Source organism: Mordavella massiliensis, assembly GCF_016901695.1.
Lineage (GTDB): Bacteria > Bacillota > Clostridia > Lachnospirales > Lachnospiraceae > Claveliimonas > Claveliimonas massiliensis_A.
In genome coordinates, this window is record NZ_JACJKS010000005.1 from 90190 (window position 1) to 107799 (window position 17610).

Genomic DNA, 17610 nt, shown 5'->3' on the forward strand with positions numbered 1-17610 from the left:
CTTGAATATCCGCAAAAATGCACCTATAATATAGAGTAGGATTGTGCGACAATTGGATAAAATGCGCAGACATAAGGAGTGCGAAGGATAAAAGGAGGAATGAAGGATGGCAGACAATGGCATGTTCCGCACCGCGGTGTTCGGCGGGTACAACCGGGACGATGTGGACGAGTACATCCAGACGCTTGAAAAGGAGATGGACTCTGTCAGGGAGCTTCACCAGAAGGAAAAGGAGGATCTGATCCGGCGGGCAGAGGAGAGCGAGTCGGAACTTACGAGGGTGAGATACGAACTGGAGGCGGCCCGGTCAGACGTCCGGCCGGCATCCCCGACGGCAGACGGGGCCGGCCAGGAGGACGCCCTCCGGAAACTGGAGGAAGAGCTTGGCAGAGTGATCGGCGCGCCGGTCAGAGAGGCGGCGCCGGAGGCGGAAAAAGAAGAGCTCGCTTCCCTGCGGGAGTCCTTAAGGGAACTGGAGGAGGAGAACCAAAGCCTGAAGGAGAAGTTGGAGAAGCAGGGACAGGAAGACGAGCTGTTTGACTATGAGACCGTGAGAAAAATCATGGAGGAAGCGCGCAATAACGCCTGGATCATCGAAAAAGAGGCGCGGCAGCAGGCGGACGCTATCCTTGAGGGCGCCCGGCAGAAGCTGAAGGAGGAGGAAGATGAGCAGAGACACCGCATTGCCTCTAGGATCAACATCCAGCTTGAAGAGAAGGGCATACAGCTCATGGCGGCCAAATATAAGATCGAACAGTATATCAAAGAAATATCCAGCGCCCAGCAGGGCCTGTACCTTCTGAACTCCCGCATGGAGAAGATGGTGAAGGATATGCCGGTCCGGCTGGACGATTACTGGAAAGGCGAAGAGTACCGGCAGTTGGAAGTGGAAGAGGGGAAAGAAAAAACCAATGAGAAACCCGAGACAGAAAGCAGCAGGACAGGAAGCGGCGATAAGATTGCCGGATGATGAGGAGGCCAGAAGGTATATCACGGCGCATCTGGGCAAGATGACAGCAGAGGACGTCTGCGCCCTGTTTCTGGTCCGGCTGGATCAGGCGGCGGAGATGGCGGAGACATACGGCCAGGGGGAGAAAGAACATATGATGGCGTGCGTGGGGAAGATCCTGTCCTCCCTGTTCCGCGGCTCGGACATCGTAAGCCGCGTGGGAGAAGACAGCTTCCTCGTCTACAGCGCCGGAGCGATATCCGGGAAGAAGGCGCAGGAGAAGGCGAAAGAGGTCTGCTCGCAGGTGCGCCTTGCCGGGGCGGCGCCCTCCGGTATGGCGGCCACGGTCTCCGTCGGGGTATACCTGGCGCAGGGAGCGCAGATCCCGTTTGAGCGGCTGTTCGGGCAGGCGGCGGCAGCCATCTACGAAGCCCGGAGCAACGGCACCGGCAGCGTCTGCGTCCTGACAGATGAGAAGGACGGGACAGAAGGCCCGTCCCGGCCGGCAGAACGATGACACGGGACTGATCGCCGTCCTCTTTATGGAAAATCAGACGGCGGACCTGGACGGCGTGACGGAGAAGTACGACGTGGATACCACGGCGGCGCGCCGGATCGCGGATCTGGAGCAGGAGCTTCATGAGTCCCGCAACGATCTGAAAGCCACCATCGGGGAGCTGGAGACAGTGAACGAGGAGCTGCAGGCCGCCAACGAGGAGCTCCTGACAGCCAACGAAGAGCTGCAGAGCTCAAACGAGGAGCTGCAGTCTGTCAACGAGGAGCTGTACACAGTCAACACGGAGTACCAGCAGAAGCTGGATGAGCTGACCATGCTCACCAACGACCTGTCCAACTTCCTGTCCTCCACCATGATCGGCATCCTCTTTGTGGACAGCAACCTGAATATCCGGAAGTTCACGGAGTATGTAGGGCGGGAGTTCCAGTTAATGGAGCATGATGTGGGCCGCTCCCTGCAGATCTTCGCCCACAGCTTCCCGGAGGAGGACATCGTAAAGGATGCCAAGGAGGTGTCCAAAAATCTGGTTCCCATCGACCGGGAGGTGACCGCCATGAACGGGCGGTACTATACACTCCGTATCGCGCCCTACCGCACAACGGAGAATAACATCAGGGGTCTGGTCATCACGATCATCGACAGTTTAGGTATACATAATGAATAGGGGGGGGAAGGCTGTGGAAAAAGAGTTATACCAGGCGCTGGACACATTTTTCCAGGCCTATCTGAAACAGAGAGATATTGAGAAAACCCTGTCCCTGGTGACGGATGACGTGTACAGCCTGGGGACCGGCGAGGAGGAGATCGCCCTGAACAAGCGGGAACTGGAACAGCTTCTCAGGCAGGAGATGGAGGGGCTTCCCATGCCGATCCGGTACCGGATCCTGGACTATCACGAAAAGCAGTGCACGCCGGACTGCCTGCACTGCTTCTGCCGGGTGGAGACGACCATCGACCAGGGGGAGGTGCCGCCTCTTTTCTACTCGACCCGTTTTACCGGCACGTTCCGGCGCGAGGGAGGGCGCTGGCTCGCCTCGCAGTTGCACATGTCGGAGGCAAGCCGCTCCCAGGACAGGGAGGAGTTCTTCCCGCTTCATTATATCTCCAAGCAGGCGGAGGCGATGGACGGGAAGGCGCAGAAAGAGATCCTGGACATTGTATGCAGGATCATGCCTGGCGGGATCATCGGCGGCTATATTGAGGAGGGCTTCCCGCTCTATGTGATCAATGATACCATGCTTGAGATGATGGGCTATACGTATGAGGAATTTGTGGAAGCTGTGGACGGCATGGTGGCCAATTCCTTCCACGAAGACGACGCGGACCGCGTCACCCGGGAAGTGCTGGAGCGGATGAAGACAAACCGGGAGTACTCCATCGAATACCGGGTGCGCAAAAAAGACGGCGGATACCTCTGGGTCTATGACGTGGGCCGCAAGATCACCACGGAGGACGGCCGGGAGGCTATCATCAGCGTCCTGATGGACGTCTCCAAGGACGTGCAGAACCGGATCCGGCTGATGGAGGAGTCGTCCAGAGATTTTCTCACGGAGGTCTACAACCGGAGAGGCGGCGAATCGCTTCTTAAGGAGCGGATGAAGATCCCGATGCCCTACGCCTTCCTCATGCTGGATCTGGATGATTTTAAGCAGGTAAACGATCTGTACGGGCACGAGGAGGGGGACCGGATGCTGTACTATACCGGCGCGGTCTTAAAGCAGGCATTCCGGCAGTCCGACGTGGTCATACGGGTGGGCGGAGACGAGTTCGCGGTGCTCGCCTATCCGTGCAGCGATGCGGATGCGATCCAAAGGAAGGCCGAGCAGGTGATCCGCCGGTATGAGGAGGAGGCGCGGCGCCGGTATCCGGAAAGCGGGACCTCCATTTCCATCGGCGGGATCTGCGGGAGGCAGCGGCGGAGCTTTCAGGAGCTCTACCGTCTGGCAGACCAGGTCCTGTATGAGGCAAAGAGGGTAAAGGGATGCTGCCGTATCCGCAGGATCGATATGGAGGAATGACAACGCGGACGACACAGGAGAGACACAGATGGATGAACGATCACTAAAAAAACGTCTGAACCGGGTGACCATTGTGGTCATCCTGATCAGCATACTGATCCTGGCCGGCGGCAGCGTGGCCTCCTACTATCTGCGGGCCATGCTGGAGGACACGCTGGACGCGCAGATGGAGAGCGAGGCGGAGCAGTACAAGATCAACATCAGCCGGAAGATAGACGGGGATTTCCAGACGCTGCATACCCTGTCCAGTTTTCTGCGCCACTCGCAGATGAGCACGGAGAACTTCCTGCACGCATTCAACGATTCCCGGCAGTACAACCAGTTCATCCGTCTCGGCTATTTTCCAAAGGACGGGACCGGGACGAGAGTGACGCGGGAAGCGGGCATTGAGACAGGTATTTCCCTGGACGATGTGGACGGGAACCTGCGCGCTGTTGTAGAGAACGCCTGGGCGGGGGAGAGCGGGCTCTCCCGGATCTACGAGCTGTCAGACGGGAGCGGAAGCATCTACTTTTACGGGGTGCCGGTGTATACGGCGGACGGGACGGTCGGCGCCCTGGTAGCAGGCGTCAGTACGGATTCCCTGGCAGGGATCCTGGAGGACCGGTCCATCCTGACCGGGCGGGGCTATATCCACCTGATCTCTGATACGGGGCGGATCCTTGTGCGCGCCGAAGACAGGGTTGTGGAGGAAGAGCTGGCAAGCATCTACGAGCACGGCTACATCGGGCCGGAAGAGCAGCAGCACATCCGGAAGGCGCTGGAAAAGGGAGACGTGTGCCGGTCAGAGTTTACCTACATGGACGAGACATACCGGGTGTTCCTGGAACCTATGGAGGTCAACGGCTGGTACCTGTTCTGCGTCCAGACAGCAAGGAGCGTAAACGCAGGGATCTATCAGCTCATGGTGAGCACCCGGATCATTACGGTGGCTGTGCTCCTCCTGATCATGGCGATCATCCTGTACGGCTACCGCATGATCTACCAGACGAACCGCCGCCTGATCCGGAGCGCCTGGTACGATCCGCTGACGGGAGCTTACAATATGCCGCGGTTTGAGATGGAGGCGGCCAGGATCATCGAGCGGACGCCGGAGTACAGCCTGGCAGGGCTGAATGTGCGGCAGTTCAAGTTCATCAACGAGATCTTCGGAAGCCGGCAGGCGGACCTGCTCCTGCGCCATATCAAGGACGTCGTCATGAGTCATATCAGGGAGGGGGAAGTCTTCTGCAGGAGCACAGACGATATGTTTTTCATCCTTCTTAAGGATACGGACCGGGACATGATCCGGGCGAGGCTTGTACAGATGATGGAGGAGATCAGCCGTCACGCTGTCAGCAACAACCGGAACTATCAGATCATGCTGTACTGCGGCGTTGTGATCGGGACGGATGTAAACGATGTGCGGCCATCGGTGCAGAAAAGCCTGACCCACGTGCGGTTCGCGCTTGCAACGGCCAGGCAGTCCCTGAAGAACAGCATCTGGTTCTATGACACCGCCCTCCACGAAGACGAGAAGCTGGAGAACTACGTGGAGAGCCACATGCATCAGGCGCTGGAGGGGGAGGAATTCCGGATGTATCTCCAGCCCAAGGCGGATCTGGAGACAGGGCAGGTGTGCGGCGCGGAAGCGCTTGTGCGCTGGATCCCGTCCGCAGGGAAAATGATCTATCCCGGCCAGTTCATTCCCATCTTCGAGAAAAACGGGTTCTGTGTAAATCTGGATATGTATATGGTGGAGAAGGTCTGCAGGCAGCTCCGCTCCTGGATAGACGGCGGGATCAAGCCGGTCCCCCTGTCCGTCAATCAGTCCAAGCTCCTCTTTTACGAGGCGGACTACACAGACAGGCTGAAGGCCCTGCTGGACCGGTATAAGATCCCGGCGGAGCTGGTCACGCTGGAGATCCTGGAAGGACTCGCCATGGAGAATATCGGGGAGCTGAACGAGAAGATCCTGAAGCTGAAGGAGATCGGATTCCAGATCTCCCTGGACGATTTCGGAACGGGCTACTCCTCTTTGAACACGCTGGCAAGCCTGCGGATCGACGAGCTGAAGTTTGACCGGGGCTTCCTGGCCGCGATCCGGGAAGAGAGCGGGGGATGGCGCCAGGCCATCATCATGAAGCAGATCATCAAGATCGCGAAGAAGCTGTCGATCCGCACCGTGACAGAAGGCGTCGAGACGAAGGAAAACGAGGAACTGATCCGCCGCCTGGGGTGCGAATGCGCCCAGGGCTACTATTACAGCCGCCCTGTCAGCGCGCAGGAGTTCACGGAAACCTATATGAAATAAAAAAAGACTGGTCCTTTTTGGATCAGTCTTCTTCTATCACGTGGATCTCCAGGTAGTCAAAGTCGATGGAGTCCACAAAATTGTCCTGGTAAAACCTGGCTTTGCCGTGCCTTTTGAACTCGGCGACGGTGGAGTCAAGCCAGATCGGCTTGCTCAGGTCGAAGGCGTAGCACACCTCGTCCAGCGCCCGGAAGATCTTGTGGGTGCGGGTGTCAGCGCTCCCGTCCACGATCACGGTGTCCCGCAGCATCCGGTTGTCTTTGAATTCTTTTGCCCATAAACGGAACATGGCTCATCCGTCCTTTCTTTCACCATCTCATACCGGCTATTATAGCATCAATGCGGGACAAAAGGAAGGGGCAGCCTGCCGGCTGCCCTCTGAAAAAGGAAATAAGAGAAAAAAGGTAAATCTATCAAAATATAAACGGAATGTCTTTTTAGGCGAAGCCGTTCGCGGATCCGGGAACAGGAACTTCGCGGCCCCGCGCCGGCTTCATTTCTTTGATGGTTACAGTATAGCCGGTAAATATGTCCAATCTGTGACAGGCGTCTAAAGAAAAACTAAAGATATCATTAGAAACTTCTAAACGCAGGACGGAATGGTTCGCCTTGACTTACAGGGGAAATCATTTTAGAATTGTAACGTAACATCATAAGGGAATATAAAAGTACAGGGGGTATACGAAACGATGAGAGGCACCGGACTGATACATATCTATTACGGAGACGGAAAAGGAAAGACGACAGCGGCCATGGGACAGGCCATCCGCGCGGCGGGAAGCGGCCTGAAGGTGCTCGTGTTCCAGTTCATGAAGAACAACTCGTCCAACGAGCGGAAGATCCTGGAGCAGATCCCCAACGTCACCTGCCTTCCGGGGAAGACGCACGTGAAGTTCTACAACCAGATGAACCGGGAGGAGAAGGCGGAGTACAGGCATTACAATACAAAGGCGCTGGATGAGATCGCCAAGTTCTGCATCAATTTTGACGTGCTCATCCTGGACGAGGCGGTCTGCGCGGCGGACCTGGGGCTTTTGAGCGAGGAGAAGCTGATCCATTTCCTGCAGCACAAGCCCAGGGGGCTGGAGGTCGTCATGACGGGGCACCACGTGTCCGACGCCCTGATGGAGCTGGCCAGCTACGCCACCGAGATGCGGAAGGTGAAGCACCCCTACGACGAGGGCAGGACAGCCAGGGAGGGCATTGAGTTCTGACCGAATATCTTAAATAAGTATGAAGTCTGTGACAAGGGTTCCGGAGTATGCTATACTGACAGGAGAGGCTGCGGCAGGAGAAAGATGCGGCCGCAGCGCAGTAAGGAGTACGAACAGGCAGTATGGAAACACCAATCCGAATTTATGAAGATGTAGACAGTTGGAAGACGATCATGTTCCTCTATTCGTCGGCCCTCAAGGAGGTGGGGACCAAGCTGGAGATCCTGAACGATGAGTTCCAGCATGTCCATCAGTACAACCCCATCGAGCACATCAAGACGAGGATCAAGACGGCGGAGAGCATCGTCAAGAAGCTCAAGCGGCACGGCTACGAGACGTCCATTGAGAATATGGTCAAGTACGTGAATGATATCGCTGGGGTGCGGGTGATCTGCTCCTTTACATCCGATATCTACAAGCTGGCGGAGATGATCGGCAACCAGAGCGATCTTAAGGTGCTGTCCATCAAGGACTACATCAAGAATCCGAAGGAGAGCGGCTACAAGAGCTACCACATGCTTGTGTCAGTCCCGATCTTTCTGTCGGACAGCGTGGTGGACACGAAGGTGGAGATCCAGATCCGCACCATTGCGATGGATTTCTGGGCCAGCCTGGAGCACAAGATCTATTACAAGTTCGAGGGGAACGCGCCGGAGTACATCAGCCGGGACCTGCGGGAATGCGCGGAGATGGTCTCTACGCTGGATGAGAAGATGCTGTCGCTCAACGAGGCGATACAGGCGTGTCTGGAAGAACAGCAGTCAGGGACTTAGGCGGCAGGCTTAAGTCCTTTCTTTTATCAGACGTCAGGAAGACTCCCCGGGGAGTCTCAAAGTACAGGAGGAAAAGGGAATGAGCGGGAAAATGACAGATGCAAAAAAGAAGGAGGCCATGACCCAGGTGGTGTACGCGATCGGCGGCAGCTTTCTGTTCGCCTTCGGCGTCAACGTGCTGATCACGCCGCTTGGGCTTTACAACGGCGGGTTCATGGGTATCGCCCAGTTGATCCGGACGCTGATCGTCCAGGTGCTGCACATGCCGGTGCCGGCGGGCGTGGACCTGTCCGGTATCATCTACTTTATCATGAACATCCCGCTCTTCTACATGGGATACCGGGTGCTGGGCAGCGCCTTTGCGGTGAAGACCCTTGTGACGGTCGGCATCCAGAGTGTGTTCCTGACCATCGTGCCCATCCCGGCGGCGCCCATTGTGGACGACTATCTCACGTCCTGCATCATCGGCGGCATCGTGGCCGGCACGGGCACGGGACTGATCCTCAGGGGACGCAGCTCCGGCGGCGGGCAGGACATCATCGGCCTGTGCTGCACGAAGAAGTATCCGGGCTTCAGCGTCGGCAGGGTCAATATCATGATGAACGTGCTCGTCTACGCCATCTGCCTGTTCATGTTCAACATTGAGATCGTCATCTACTCCCTGATCTACACGACGATCCTCTCCATCGCCATCGACCGGGTCCATGTGCAGAACATCAACATGAGCGTCATGATCTTTACAAAGAAGACCGGCATATCCAAGGCCATCATGGAGCAGATGGGCCGGGGCGTCACCAACTGGGACGGGGAGGGCGCCTACACGAACAAGACGTCCTACATCCTCTTTGTCATGATCTCCAAATATGAAGTGGGGCAGATCAAGCACATCGTGCACAGCATCGATCCCCACGCCTTCATGATCTTCACGGAGGGCTGCGCGGTGGACGGCAACTTTGAGAAGCGGCTGTAGCGCGTCAGGCCGCCCTGCGGATGACTAATATAGAAGAAAAATGGATATCCTCTCTGTATGCGGGAACAGAAGTCCGCATGCAGGGAGGATTTTACGTAGATTTAACATTGAGCTGGTTTCAGATTTAACATTGCTCTTATAAGATAGCACATGTCAGGAAAACACATCCAAAATTCTGAATGACAAAAGGAGAAACAGAACATGAAAATGAAAAAGTTTATGGCAGTATTAGCAGTAGCAGGAATGATGACAGGCATGCTCGCAGGATGCGGAAGCTCTGAGGATACAGCAGCAGAGGGCGAGGGCACAGAGGCTACAGAAGAGGCAGCAGGCGACTGGGATGCCGCCAACGACATCACCATCGTATCCCGTGAGGACGGATCCGGTACAAGAGGCGCCTTCACAGAGCTCTTCGGCGTAGTTGAGGAAGTGGACGGCGAGGATGTGGACATGACCACAGCCGACGCGCAGATCACAAACAACACATCCGTTATGATGACGACCGTCGCTGAGAACGAGTACGCCATCGGCTACATCTCTCTCGGATCCCTGGACGACAGCGTGAAGGCCCTCTCCATCGACGGAGCCGAGGCTTCCGCGGAGAATATCGAGAACGGATCCTACAAGGTGTCCAGACCCTTCAACGTAGCGGTGAAACCGGACAGCACAAACGAGGTTGCCGCTGACTTCATGAGTTACATCATGAGCACAGAGGGACAGGAAGTGGTAGCCGCTGAGGGTTACATCCCGGTAGCAGACGTGGAGGCTTATGCGGGAAGCGCGCCGGCCGGCGACTGTGTGGTAGGCGGATCCTCCTCCGTATCTCCCCTGATGGAGAAGCTCGTCGAGGCTTACGCAGCGGTAAACCCGAACGCCAACATTGAGCTGCAGACATCTGACTCCACGACTGGTATGACATCTGCCATCGAGGGCAGCTACGACATCGGTATGGCGTCCAGAGAGCTGAAAGACGACGAGGCCGCTTCTCTTGAGGGCACCGTGATCGCCACAGACGGCATCGCTGTGATCGTAAACAACAACAACCCGACAGACGAGATGACATCCGATCAGGTAAAGGCCATCTACACAGGCGAAGTGTACTCCTGGGACGAGATCGCGGAGTAATCCCGCACCCTGCAGATAAAAGGAAAAGGTAAATATGAAATCAAAAGCATGGACTGAAAAATTCATGCAGGGAGTGTTCTTAGTTGCCGCCTGCGCTTCGGTGCTGGCGGTAGCTCTCATTTGTATCTTTCTGTTCGCGAACGGCATCCCTGCAATCGGTGAAATCGGATTTGTAAAATTTATCACGGGCGATATCTGGCGTCCCAACAATGAGATCTTCGGTATCTTCCCCATGATCATCGGCAGTCTCTACGTGACGGCGGGCGCGATCCTCTTCGGCGTTCCGATCGGGATCCTCACCTCCGTGTTCATGGCCATGTACTGCCCGAAACAGGTATATAAGCCCCTGAAGGCGGCCACCGAGCTGCTGGCGGGCATCCCCTCCGTCGTGTACGGCTTCTTCGGCCTGGTGGTGGTGGTGCCGCTGATCCGCGACTTCGGCCATTTCCTGAAAGACATCGGCCTGGTGGAGCGGTCCGGCGACGGCAACAGCATCCTGACCACCTCCCTCATCCTGGGAATGATGATCCTGCCCACCATCATCGGCACGACCGAGAGCGCCATGCGGGCGGTCCCCGTCCACTACTATGAGGGATCCCTGGCCCTGGGCGCGACGAAGGAGAGGAGCATCTTCCGGGTCATCATCCCGGCGGCCAAATCCGGCGTGATCGCAGGCATCGTCCTGGGCATCGGCCGGGCCATCGGCGAGACCATGGCGGTCATCATGATCGTCGGCAACCAGCCCCGCATCACAGGAAGCATCCTCCAGGGCATCCGTACCCTGACCGGCAACATCGTGCTGGAGATGGGATACGCCACAGGGCTGCACAGGGAGGCGCTGATCGCCACAGGCGTGGTGCTCTTCGTGTTCATCCTGATCATCAACTTCAGCGTGGCATTACTTAAGAGGGGGGCGGACCATGAGTAACAAGATGACAACAAAAGATAAGTTTCACACATACCTGAAGCATCCGGGCTCTTTTCTCACCTTCCTGCTCGTGATGCTGGCGTCGGTCATCACCTTCGCGGTGCTGATCTTCCTGATCATATACATTCTGGCGAACGGCCTGCCCCACATCACACCGTCCCTGTTTTCCCTGGAGTACTCCTCCGAGAACGCGTCGGTGGTGCCGGCCCTCATCAACACCGTGATCATGACGCTTTTGTCGCTGCTCATCGCCATTCCTTTCGGCATCTTCTCCGCCATCTTCCTGGTGGAGTATGCGGGGAAAGGAAATAAATTCGTGGAAGTGATCCGGCTGACGACAGAGACGCTGTCCGGCATCCCCTCCATCGTGTACGGCCTGTTCGGAATGCTGTTCTTCGTCAATGCGCTTGGGTGGGGCTTCTCCCTTCTGGCCGGCGCGTTCACCCTGTCCATCATGATCCTTCCGCTGATCATGCGGACGACCGAGGAGGCGCTAAAGGCAGTGCCCGACTCCTACCGTGAGGGCAGCTTCGGCCTGGGCGCCGGCAAGCTGCGCACCGTGTTCCGCATCGTACTTCCGTCCGCCGTCCCCGGCATCCTGGCCGGCATCATCCTGGCGATCGGGCGTATCGTGGGCGAGACGGCGGCCCTCATCTACACGGCAGGCACCGTGGCCCAGGTTCCGTCCAGCGTGTTCGGCTCCGGCCGCACCCTGGCCGTACACATGTACAATCTGTCCAGCGAGGGCCTCTACATGGACCAGGCCTACGCCACGGCAGTCATCCTGCTCGTCCTCGTGGTGGGCATCAACGCGCTGTCCGGCGTGATCGCAAGAAAACTGACGAAAGCATAGGAAAGGGAATGGAAATGTCTAAGATAAGTATCAGGAACCTTGACCTGTACTACAGTGATTTCAAGGCTCTTAAGAATGTGAATCTCGAAATAGAAGCGAACAAGATCACCGCTTTCATCGGACCTTCCGGGTGCGGGAAATCTACGCTGTTAAAATCGATCAACCGCATGAACGATCTGGTGGAGGGCTGCAGGATCGAGGGAACCATCGAGCTGGACGGCCAGAACATCTTTAAGGGGATGGATGTGAACATGCTGCGCAAGCGCGTGGGCATGGTGTTCCAGAAGCCCAATCCCTTCCCCATGAGCATCTACGACAATATCGCCTACGGTCCCAGGACCCACGGCGTACACTCCAAGGCGAAGCTGGACGACATCGTGGAGAAATCCCTCCGGAACGCCGCCATCTGGGATGAGTGCAAGGACCGCTTAAAGAGCAGCGCCCTGGGCATGTCCGGCGGCCAGCAGCAGAGACTGTGCATTGCCAGGGCTCTGGCAGTGGAGCCGGAAGTCCTCCTCATGGACGAGCCCACATCCGCCCTGGATCCGATCTCCACATCCAAGATCGAAGACCTTGCGATGGAGCTGAAAAAAGATTATACTATTGTCATGGTTACGCACAACATGCAGCAGGCTGTCCGCGTATCTGACAATACAGCCTTCTTCCTGCTGGGAGAAGTGATCGAGTACAACGACACGGAGAAACTGTTCTCCATCCCGTCGGACAAGAGAACAGAAGATTATATCACAGGGAGGTTTGGTTAGGATATGCGGAACAAATTTGACATGCAGCTTGAACTGCTCAACGAACAGCTCACCCACATGGGGGAATTATGCGAGCTGGCCATCAACCGCGTCACCAAGGCGCTGGTGGAAAACAGCACGGAGCAGGCGAAGAAGATCATGGCGGCGGACGAGGAGATCGACCAGATGGAGAAGGACATCGAGCGCCTCTGCCTGAAGCTTCTGCTCCAGCAGCAGCCGGTGGCCAGGGATCTGCGCCAGATCTCCGCGGCCCTTAAGATGATCACGGATATGGAGCGGATCGGCGACCAGACAGCCGACATCGCGGAGATCATCATCTCCGCCGGCATGTCCGAGGTGGGTGACGTGAAGAAGATAGAAGAGATGTCCGCAGGCGTTGCCAGGATGGTGAACGACAGCGTGTCCGCCTACGTGGAGCGGGACCTGGAGCTTGCCAGAAAGGTCATGAACGCGGACGACCGCATCGACGATCTCTTCAATGAGATCCGCACCAGCATCATCTCGCTGATCGCAGAGGGCAACCGGGGCGAGCAGGGCGTGGATCTTATCATGATCGCGAAATACCTGGAGAGGATCGGCGACCATGCGACCAACATCGCCGAGTGGGTGGAGTTCTCCATCACCGGCGTCCACAAGGGAGCGCAGGCCGTCGAAGCATAAGAAAGCAAGGAGAAAACGGATGATATTTTGTGTGGAGGATGACAACAACATCCGGGAACTGGTTGTATATACACTGGAGACAACAGGGTTCAAAGCCCGCGGATTCGAGGACGGGAGAAGTTTTCTTGAGGCTCTGGCGCTGGAGACGCCAGAGCTTATTCTTCTTGACATCATGCTCCCCGGCGAGGACGGCATATCCCTGTTAAAGCAGCTCAAGGCATCCGTCAAGACCCAGGACATCCCGGTCATCATGATGACGGCCAAAGGGACGGAGTACGACAAGGTCATGGGCCTGGATCTGGGGGCGGACGACTATGTGACGAAGCCCTTCGGCATGATGGAGCTGATCTCGCGGGTGAAGGCTGTGCTCAGGCGGAGCAGGAAGAACGCCGTGAATGTGGAGGACAGGATCGCCCTTGGCCGCATCGTCATGGACGTGCGCAAGCACGAGGTCCAGTCGGACGGGGAGACGGTTGCGCTGACGCTGAAGGAGTTTGAGCTGCTGAAGCGGATGCTGAAGAACCCGGATATCGTCCTTACCAGGGACCAGCTCCTGGAGGATATATGGGGCTATGACTTTGACGGCGAGACGAGGACGGTGGACGTCCACGTCCGGACCCTGCGGCAGAAGCTCGGGGACGCAGGCGAGCAGATCCAGACTGTCCGCGGCGTCGGATACAGGATCAGCGGACAGGAGACAAGATGAGACGGAAGATACAGCGAAGCATGATCGTGGTCATCGCGGCCACCATCCTCCTCACCATGGGGCTTATGACCTTTGTCGTGTACCGGCAGAACGTGGGGCTTATGGAGGAGGAAATACGGCAGGAGGCGTCCTATGTCTGCGCGGCCATCGAGGCGTCCGGATCCGGGTACTTTGAGGAGCTTGCAGGTCTCCGGGAGGGGACCCGGGTGACGTGGATCGGCGCGGACGGGGATGTTCTCTACGATTCGGCCAGGGGCCAGGAGACAATGGAGAACCATGCCGGACGCCCGGAAGTGCGCAGCGCATTTCAAAAGGGGGAAGGGCAGGACATCCGCAGGTCCGATACAGTGGGGCAGGAGATGTTCTACTATGCGGCGCGGCTCTCGGACGGCTCGGTCCTTCGGGTCTCCCGGGCCATGTCCAGCGCGCTTGGCTCCGCCCTCGCGATCCTGCCGGCCATGGCGGCCGTGGCAGTCCTCATGTTCCTGTTTGCCTGGCGGCTGTCCAGGCGGCAGGTGGCAAAGCTGATCGAACCCGTCAACCGGCTGGACCTGGAGCATCCCCTTGAAAATGATGTGTATGAGGAACTGACGCCATTGTTAGAGAGTATGGATAAGCAGAACAAGGAAAAAGAAGCCATTGCAAATATGAGGAAAGAGTTCTCGGCCAATGTCTCCCATGAGCTGAAGACACCCCTCACCTCCATCTCCGGCTATGCGGAGATCATGATGAACGGCCTGGTGCGCCCGGAGGATGTGCGGGGCTTTTCCGAGAGGATCTACAACGAGGCGAGCCGCCTGATCGTGCTGATCGAGGATATCATCCGGCTCTCCAAGCTGGATGAGGGCGGCGGGGAGATCGAGAAGGAGGAAGTGGACCTCTACGAACTGACCCGGGAAGTGTGCTCGCGCCTGTCCCACAAGGCGGAGAAGCACAGCGTCCACGTGGAGGTGACGGGGGAGCCCGTCACGATCACGGGCGTCCGTCAGGTCCTAAGCGAGATGATCTACAACATCTGCGAGAACGCCATCAAGTACAACCGGCCCGGCGGCAGCGTGACCGTCTGGGTGGGAAATACACTGAGCGGCGCGAAAGTCATTGTGACCGACACGGGGATCGGGATCCCGGAAGACCAGATCGAGCGCGTCTTCGAGCGGTTCTACCGGGTGGACAAGAGCCATTCCCGGGAGACCGGCGGCACGGGCCTGGGCCTGTCCATCGTCAAGCACGGCGCGCTGCTCCACGGCGCCACCATCCATGTGGACAGCAAGCTCGGGAAGGGCACAAGGATGGAACTGACATTTTAACAAGGACAGATGGGAAAGGGACGGTTCAGGATGGGCCGTCCCTTACATAATTATAGATGTATATGGAAGAAATATTGCGAAAACATGCATCATGTCGTATAATAACGTATAACTATAGGTAAATATAAGCTCCTAAAAACTAAAATGAGCGGCAGGATGAACAGGGGGCAGGAAAAGAGGGATACCGGGGTGGAGAACGAACAGACAGGAAACCCGATCATCATAAAGACATTCGGAACATTTTCGCTCATGTACAACGGCAGATCCCTGGCGGGGCAGAAGGCGATGGAGTCCCAGTTCGCCTATCTGATGCAGATGGTGCTGCATTACCGCAGGGACGGGATCAGCCGGGAAGCAGTGGAGGAGGTCCTTTTCGGGGACCGGGATGTGGACGACCCGCGCCATGCCTTCCGCACCGTTTTATACAACGCGCGGAAGAAGCTGGAGAAGACGCTTGGAAAGCTGCCGGACGGCGGCGACTATATCATCCAGAAGGACGGCATGCTCTACTGGACGGACGATGTGCCGGTGGAGGAGGACGCGGCGCTCTTTGAGAACCTCTGGCAGCAGGCGGAAGCGGAGAGGAACCGGGATGAAAGGCTCCGGCTCCTTCTGGAAGCGCTCCATACATACACAGGCGAGTTCCTGGGCGCTTACGTGGGGTTCCTCTGGGTGGCAGCGGAGGAACGGCGCTACCGGATCCTGTTCTGCCGCTGCGTGGAGGAGATCGTAGAGCTTTTGCGCAACAGGCAGGATTACATCCAGATGCAGAAGGTGGGCGAGTACGCATCCAGGATCTCCCCCTTCTCGGACTGGGAGGCTGTCACGATGGAAGCCCTCATCGGGATGGGGCGGTATGAGGAGGCGGACCGCCTCTATGCGGACACCGCCCAGATCTACTTTGAGGAGCGGGGCCTTAAGCCATCCCAGAAGCTTCTGGACTCCCTGAAACAGTTGGGCGACCAGTTTGAACATCCCTACGAGGCAGTGGGGCTTATCCAGGAAAACTTAAACGAGAACCGGGAGAAGAGCGGCCCTTACGTGTGCAGCTACCCCGTGTTCCAGGGCATCTACCAGATGCTGGGCCGGATGTCGGAACGCAGCGGCCAGTCCGTGTACCTGATGCTCTGTACGGTGGTGGACAGCAAAGGGAACCCCATGAAGGAGGGGGCCCAGCTTGAGGAGCTGTCCGCCCGCCTGGGAGAGGCCATCGTGCACTCCATCCGCCGCAGCGATGTGGTCAACCGCTACGGCAGCGGGCAGTATCTGATCCTGCTCCTCAACATCACGCTGGAGAGCTGCCGGATCGTGCAGAAGCGGATCGACCGCATGTTTCTGAGCAGCCGGCAGCGCACGGGCGTGTCCTACCACGTGAGCAGCATCCTGCAGGACGAGTAAAAAAGATAAAGAAAACGCAAAGAAAAGCGTCAAAATTCCCATTTTCATATGGAGTTTTGACGCTTCTTTTGCGTGCGGGGCTGGTAAGATAGCAATGTAAGATAACAGCATGGCGGGATAGGACCGGAACAGATATGGAAGGATCAGGAAATTACATCGGAACTCCCTGCGCGGTCGTCCTCTGCGTGGACGGCGCGCAAAGCAGGATCAGCGGAGAACTTTATCACGGATACAGCAGGGACGGCATCCCGTTCAACGGCGTGGAGGACGCGTTCCTGCTCATGGAGGATTTCTTCAACAGGCTGAAGTACCCCTTCCCGGGTACGGAGAGCCGGTCTTTTCTAAAGAAACAACATACAAACGGCGAAGCGGAGATGACAAGGATGATGGGTGACGCGGAACTTTTAAAAAAACACGGTGACAGAGGGACGTTCATCGTCCGGGTGCAGCACCGCCAGCACAGTAGCTGGCAGGGGGTGGTCACCTGGGCGGAGCAGCAGAAGACCGTACCCTTCCGCTCAGCCCTGGAGCTGCTGAAGCTGATCGACGGGGCGCTGGACGCGGACGGTCCGGAGGACGGCGGGGAGCAGATACAGACACTGACAGAATAGGAGAGCAGGATCCATGGCGGAATATGAGAACGACTTAAAGAAACTGAAGCGGCTGGAACTGGTGGACGTCATCGACAGACTGCAGGAGGAGCTGGAGCAGGCAAAGCAGGAGAACGCGGAACTGAAAAGCCGGCTGGAGGCGCGGACGCTGGATGTTGCGAACGCCGGATCCCTTGCGGAGGCCGCGCTGGAGCTGAACCGGGTATTCGAGGCGGCGCAGGCCGCGGCGGATCAATATCTGGAGAATATAAAGGAGCAGCAGGCGGGCGCGAAGGAGCGGGCGGAGGAAGAACTGGCACAGGCCAGGGAGCAGGCGGAGAAGATGCGCCGCATGGCCGGCGCGGACGCTGTGCAGATCACCTCCCAGGCGAAGCGGGAGGCGGAGCAGATCCTTCAGAAGGCGCGGGAAGACGCGTCCAGGATGGCTTCCGACGTGCTCTCGATGATCGAGAACTTTGTCAATACAAGCAGGACCAGGACAGGAGAAGACAAGGGCGCGCAGGCAGCGCCGGAGGAGTCTTAGC

The 17610-nt window shown here is 57.4% G+C and carries 19 protein-coding genes; 18 read left to right on the plus strand and 1 reads right to left on the minus strand.

Annotated elements, in window-relative coordinates; translation table 11 throughout:
• Nucleotides 1–106 precede the first annotated feature (106 nt).
• The 5 genes from H6A20_RS05020 to H6A20_RS05040 are packed head-to-tail and all read left to right on the plus strand — an operon-like array spanning nucleotide 107 to nucleotide 5777.
• Entirely contained in the window at nucleotides 107–970 is an 864-nt protein-coding gene (locus H6A20_RS05020) for a hypothetical protein (RefSeq protein WP_204906053.1), read from the plus strand.
• A complete protein-coding gene (locus tag H6A20_RS05025; RefSeq protein WP_204906054.1) occupies nucleotides 960–1466 on the plus strand; it encodes a GGDEF domain-containing protein in 507 nt (168 codons plus the stop codon). The genes H6A20_RS05020 and H6A20_RS05025 overlap by 11 nt, the downstream gene beginning before the upstream one ends.
• Complete coding sequence (locus H6A20_RS05030) at nucleotides 1420–2130, plus strand: PAS domain-containing protein (protein ID WP_204906055.1); 711 nt, start codon at nucleotides 1420–1422, stop codon at nucleotides 2128–2130. Before H6A20_RS05025 ends, H6A20_RS05030 begins: the two co-directional genes overlap by 47 nt.
• 13 nt (nucleotides 2131–2143) lie before the next feature.
• A complete protein-coding gene (locus H6A20_RS05035) occupies nucleotides 2144–3484 on the plus strand; it encodes a diguanylate cyclase domain-containing protein (RefSeq protein ID WP_204906056.1) in 1341 nt (446 codons plus the stop codon).
• A 28-nt stretch (nucleotides 3485–3512) separates the two neighbouring features.
• A complete protein-coding gene (locus H6A20_RS05040; RefSeq protein WP_204906057.1) occupies nucleotides 3513–5777 on the plus strand; it encodes a bifunctional diguanylate cyclase/phosphodiesterase in 2265 nt (754 codons plus the stop codon).
• Between the two features lie 22 nt (nucleotides 5778–5799).
• Here H6A20_RS05040 and H6A20_RS05045 read toward each other — a convergent pair whose 3' ends face one another.
• On the minus strand, nucleotides 5800–6066 hold the full coding sequence (locus H6A20_RS05045; protein ID WP_204906058.1) for a hypothetical protein: 267 nt from the start codon (nucleotides 6064–6066) through the stop codon (nucleotides 5800–5802).
• 400 nt (nucleotides 6067–6466) lie between these two features.
• Here H6A20_RS05045 and H6A20_RS05050 point away from each other — a divergent pair, with 400 nt between their 5' ends.
• The 13 genes from H6A20_RS05050 (at nucleotide 6467) to H6A20_RS05110 (ending at nucleotide 17609) form a co-directional block, all read left to right on the plus strand.
• On the plus strand, nucleotides 6467–6991 hold the full coding sequence (locus H6A20_RS05050; protein WP_204906059.1) for a cob(I)yrinic acid a,c-diamide adenosyltransferase: 525 nt from the start codon (nucleotides 6467–6469) through the stop codon (nucleotides 6989–6991).
• Between the two features lie 122 nt (nucleotides 6992–7113).
• Nucleotides 7114–7764, plus strand: a complete 651-nt coding sequence (locus H6A20_RS05055) for a GTP pyrophosphokinase (RefSeq protein ID WP_204906060.1) — start codon at nucleotides 7114–7116, stop codon at nucleotides 7762–7764.
• A gap of 79 nt (nucleotides 7765–7843) precedes the next feature.
• Nucleotides 7844–8734: a YitT family protein gene (locus H6A20_RS05060; RefSeq protein WP_204906061.1), complete on the plus strand. Its 891-nt coding sequence runs from the start codon at nucleotides 7844–7846 to the stop codon at nucleotides 8732–8734.
• Between the two features lie 219 nt (nucleotides 8735–8953).
• Nucleotides 8954–9859 (plus strand): substrate-binding domain-containing protein, encoded by a 906-nt coding sequence (locus H6A20_RS05065; RefSeq protein WP_338106588.1) that lies wholly within the window; start codon nucleotides 8954–8956, stop codon nucleotides 9857–9859.
• A gap of 34 nt (nucleotides 9860–9893) precedes the next feature.
• Complete coding sequence (gene pstC, locus H6A20_RS05070; RefSeq protein ID WP_204906063.1) at nucleotides 9894–10787, plus strand: phosphate ABC transporter permease subunit PstC; 894 nt, start codon at nucleotides 9894–9896, stop codon at nucleotides 10785–10787.
• Entirely contained in the window at nucleotides 10780–11640 is an 861-nt protein-coding gene (gene pstA / locus H6A20_RS05075; protein ID WP_204906064.1) for a phosphate ABC transporter permease PstA, read from the plus strand. Before pstC ends, pstA begins: the two co-directional genes overlap by 8 nt.
• Before the next feature lie 14 nt (nucleotides 11641–11654).
• Entirely contained in the window at nucleotides 11655–12404 is a 750-nt protein-coding gene (gene pstB, locus H6A20_RS05080) for a phosphate ABC transporter ATP-binding protein PstB (protein WP_243426131.1), read from the plus strand.
• A gap of 3 nt (nucleotides 12405–12407) precedes the next feature.
• The gene (phoU, locus tag H6A20_RS05085; protein WP_204906066.1) at nucleotides 12408–13064 is read left to right on the plus strand and encodes a phosphate signaling complex protein PhoU; all 657 of its coding nucleotides are present in this window, start codon (nucleotides 12408–12410) and stop codon (nucleotides 13062–13064) included.
• A gap of 19 nt (nucleotides 13065–13083) precedes the next feature.
• Nucleotides 13084–13770: a winged helix-turn-helix domain-containing protein gene (locus H6A20_RS05090; RefSeq protein WP_204906067.1), complete on the plus strand. Its 687-nt coding sequence runs from the start codon at nucleotides 13084–13086 to the stop codon at nucleotides 13768–13770.
• Nucleotides 13767–15077, plus strand: a complete 1311-nt coding sequence (locus H6A20_RS05095) for a sensor histidine kinase (RefSeq protein WP_204906068.1) — start codon at nucleotides 13767–13769, stop codon at nucleotides 15075–15077. The genes H6A20_RS05090 and H6A20_RS05095 overlap by 4 nt, the downstream gene beginning before the upstream one ends.
• Before the next feature lie 144 nt (nucleotides 15078–15221).
• Nucleotides 15222–16475 (plus strand): AfsR/SARP family transcriptional regulator, encoded by a 1254-nt coding sequence (locus H6A20_RS05100; protein WP_243426132.1) that lies wholly within the window; start codon nucleotides 15222–15224, stop codon nucleotides 16473–16475.
• A gap of 134 nt (nucleotides 16476–16609) precedes the next feature.
• Entirely contained in the window at nucleotides 16610–17086 is a 477-nt protein-coding gene (locus H6A20_RS13525; RefSeq protein ID WP_243426133.1) for a hypothetical protein, read from the plus strand.
• Between the two features lie 13 nt (nucleotides 17087–17099).
• Nucleotides 17100–17609 (plus strand): hypothetical protein, encoded by a 510-nt coding sequence (locus tag H6A20_RS05110; protein ID WP_204906069.1) that lies wholly within the window; start codon nucleotides 17100–17102, stop codon nucleotides 17607–17609.
• Nucleotide 17610 lies beyond the last annotated feature (1 nt).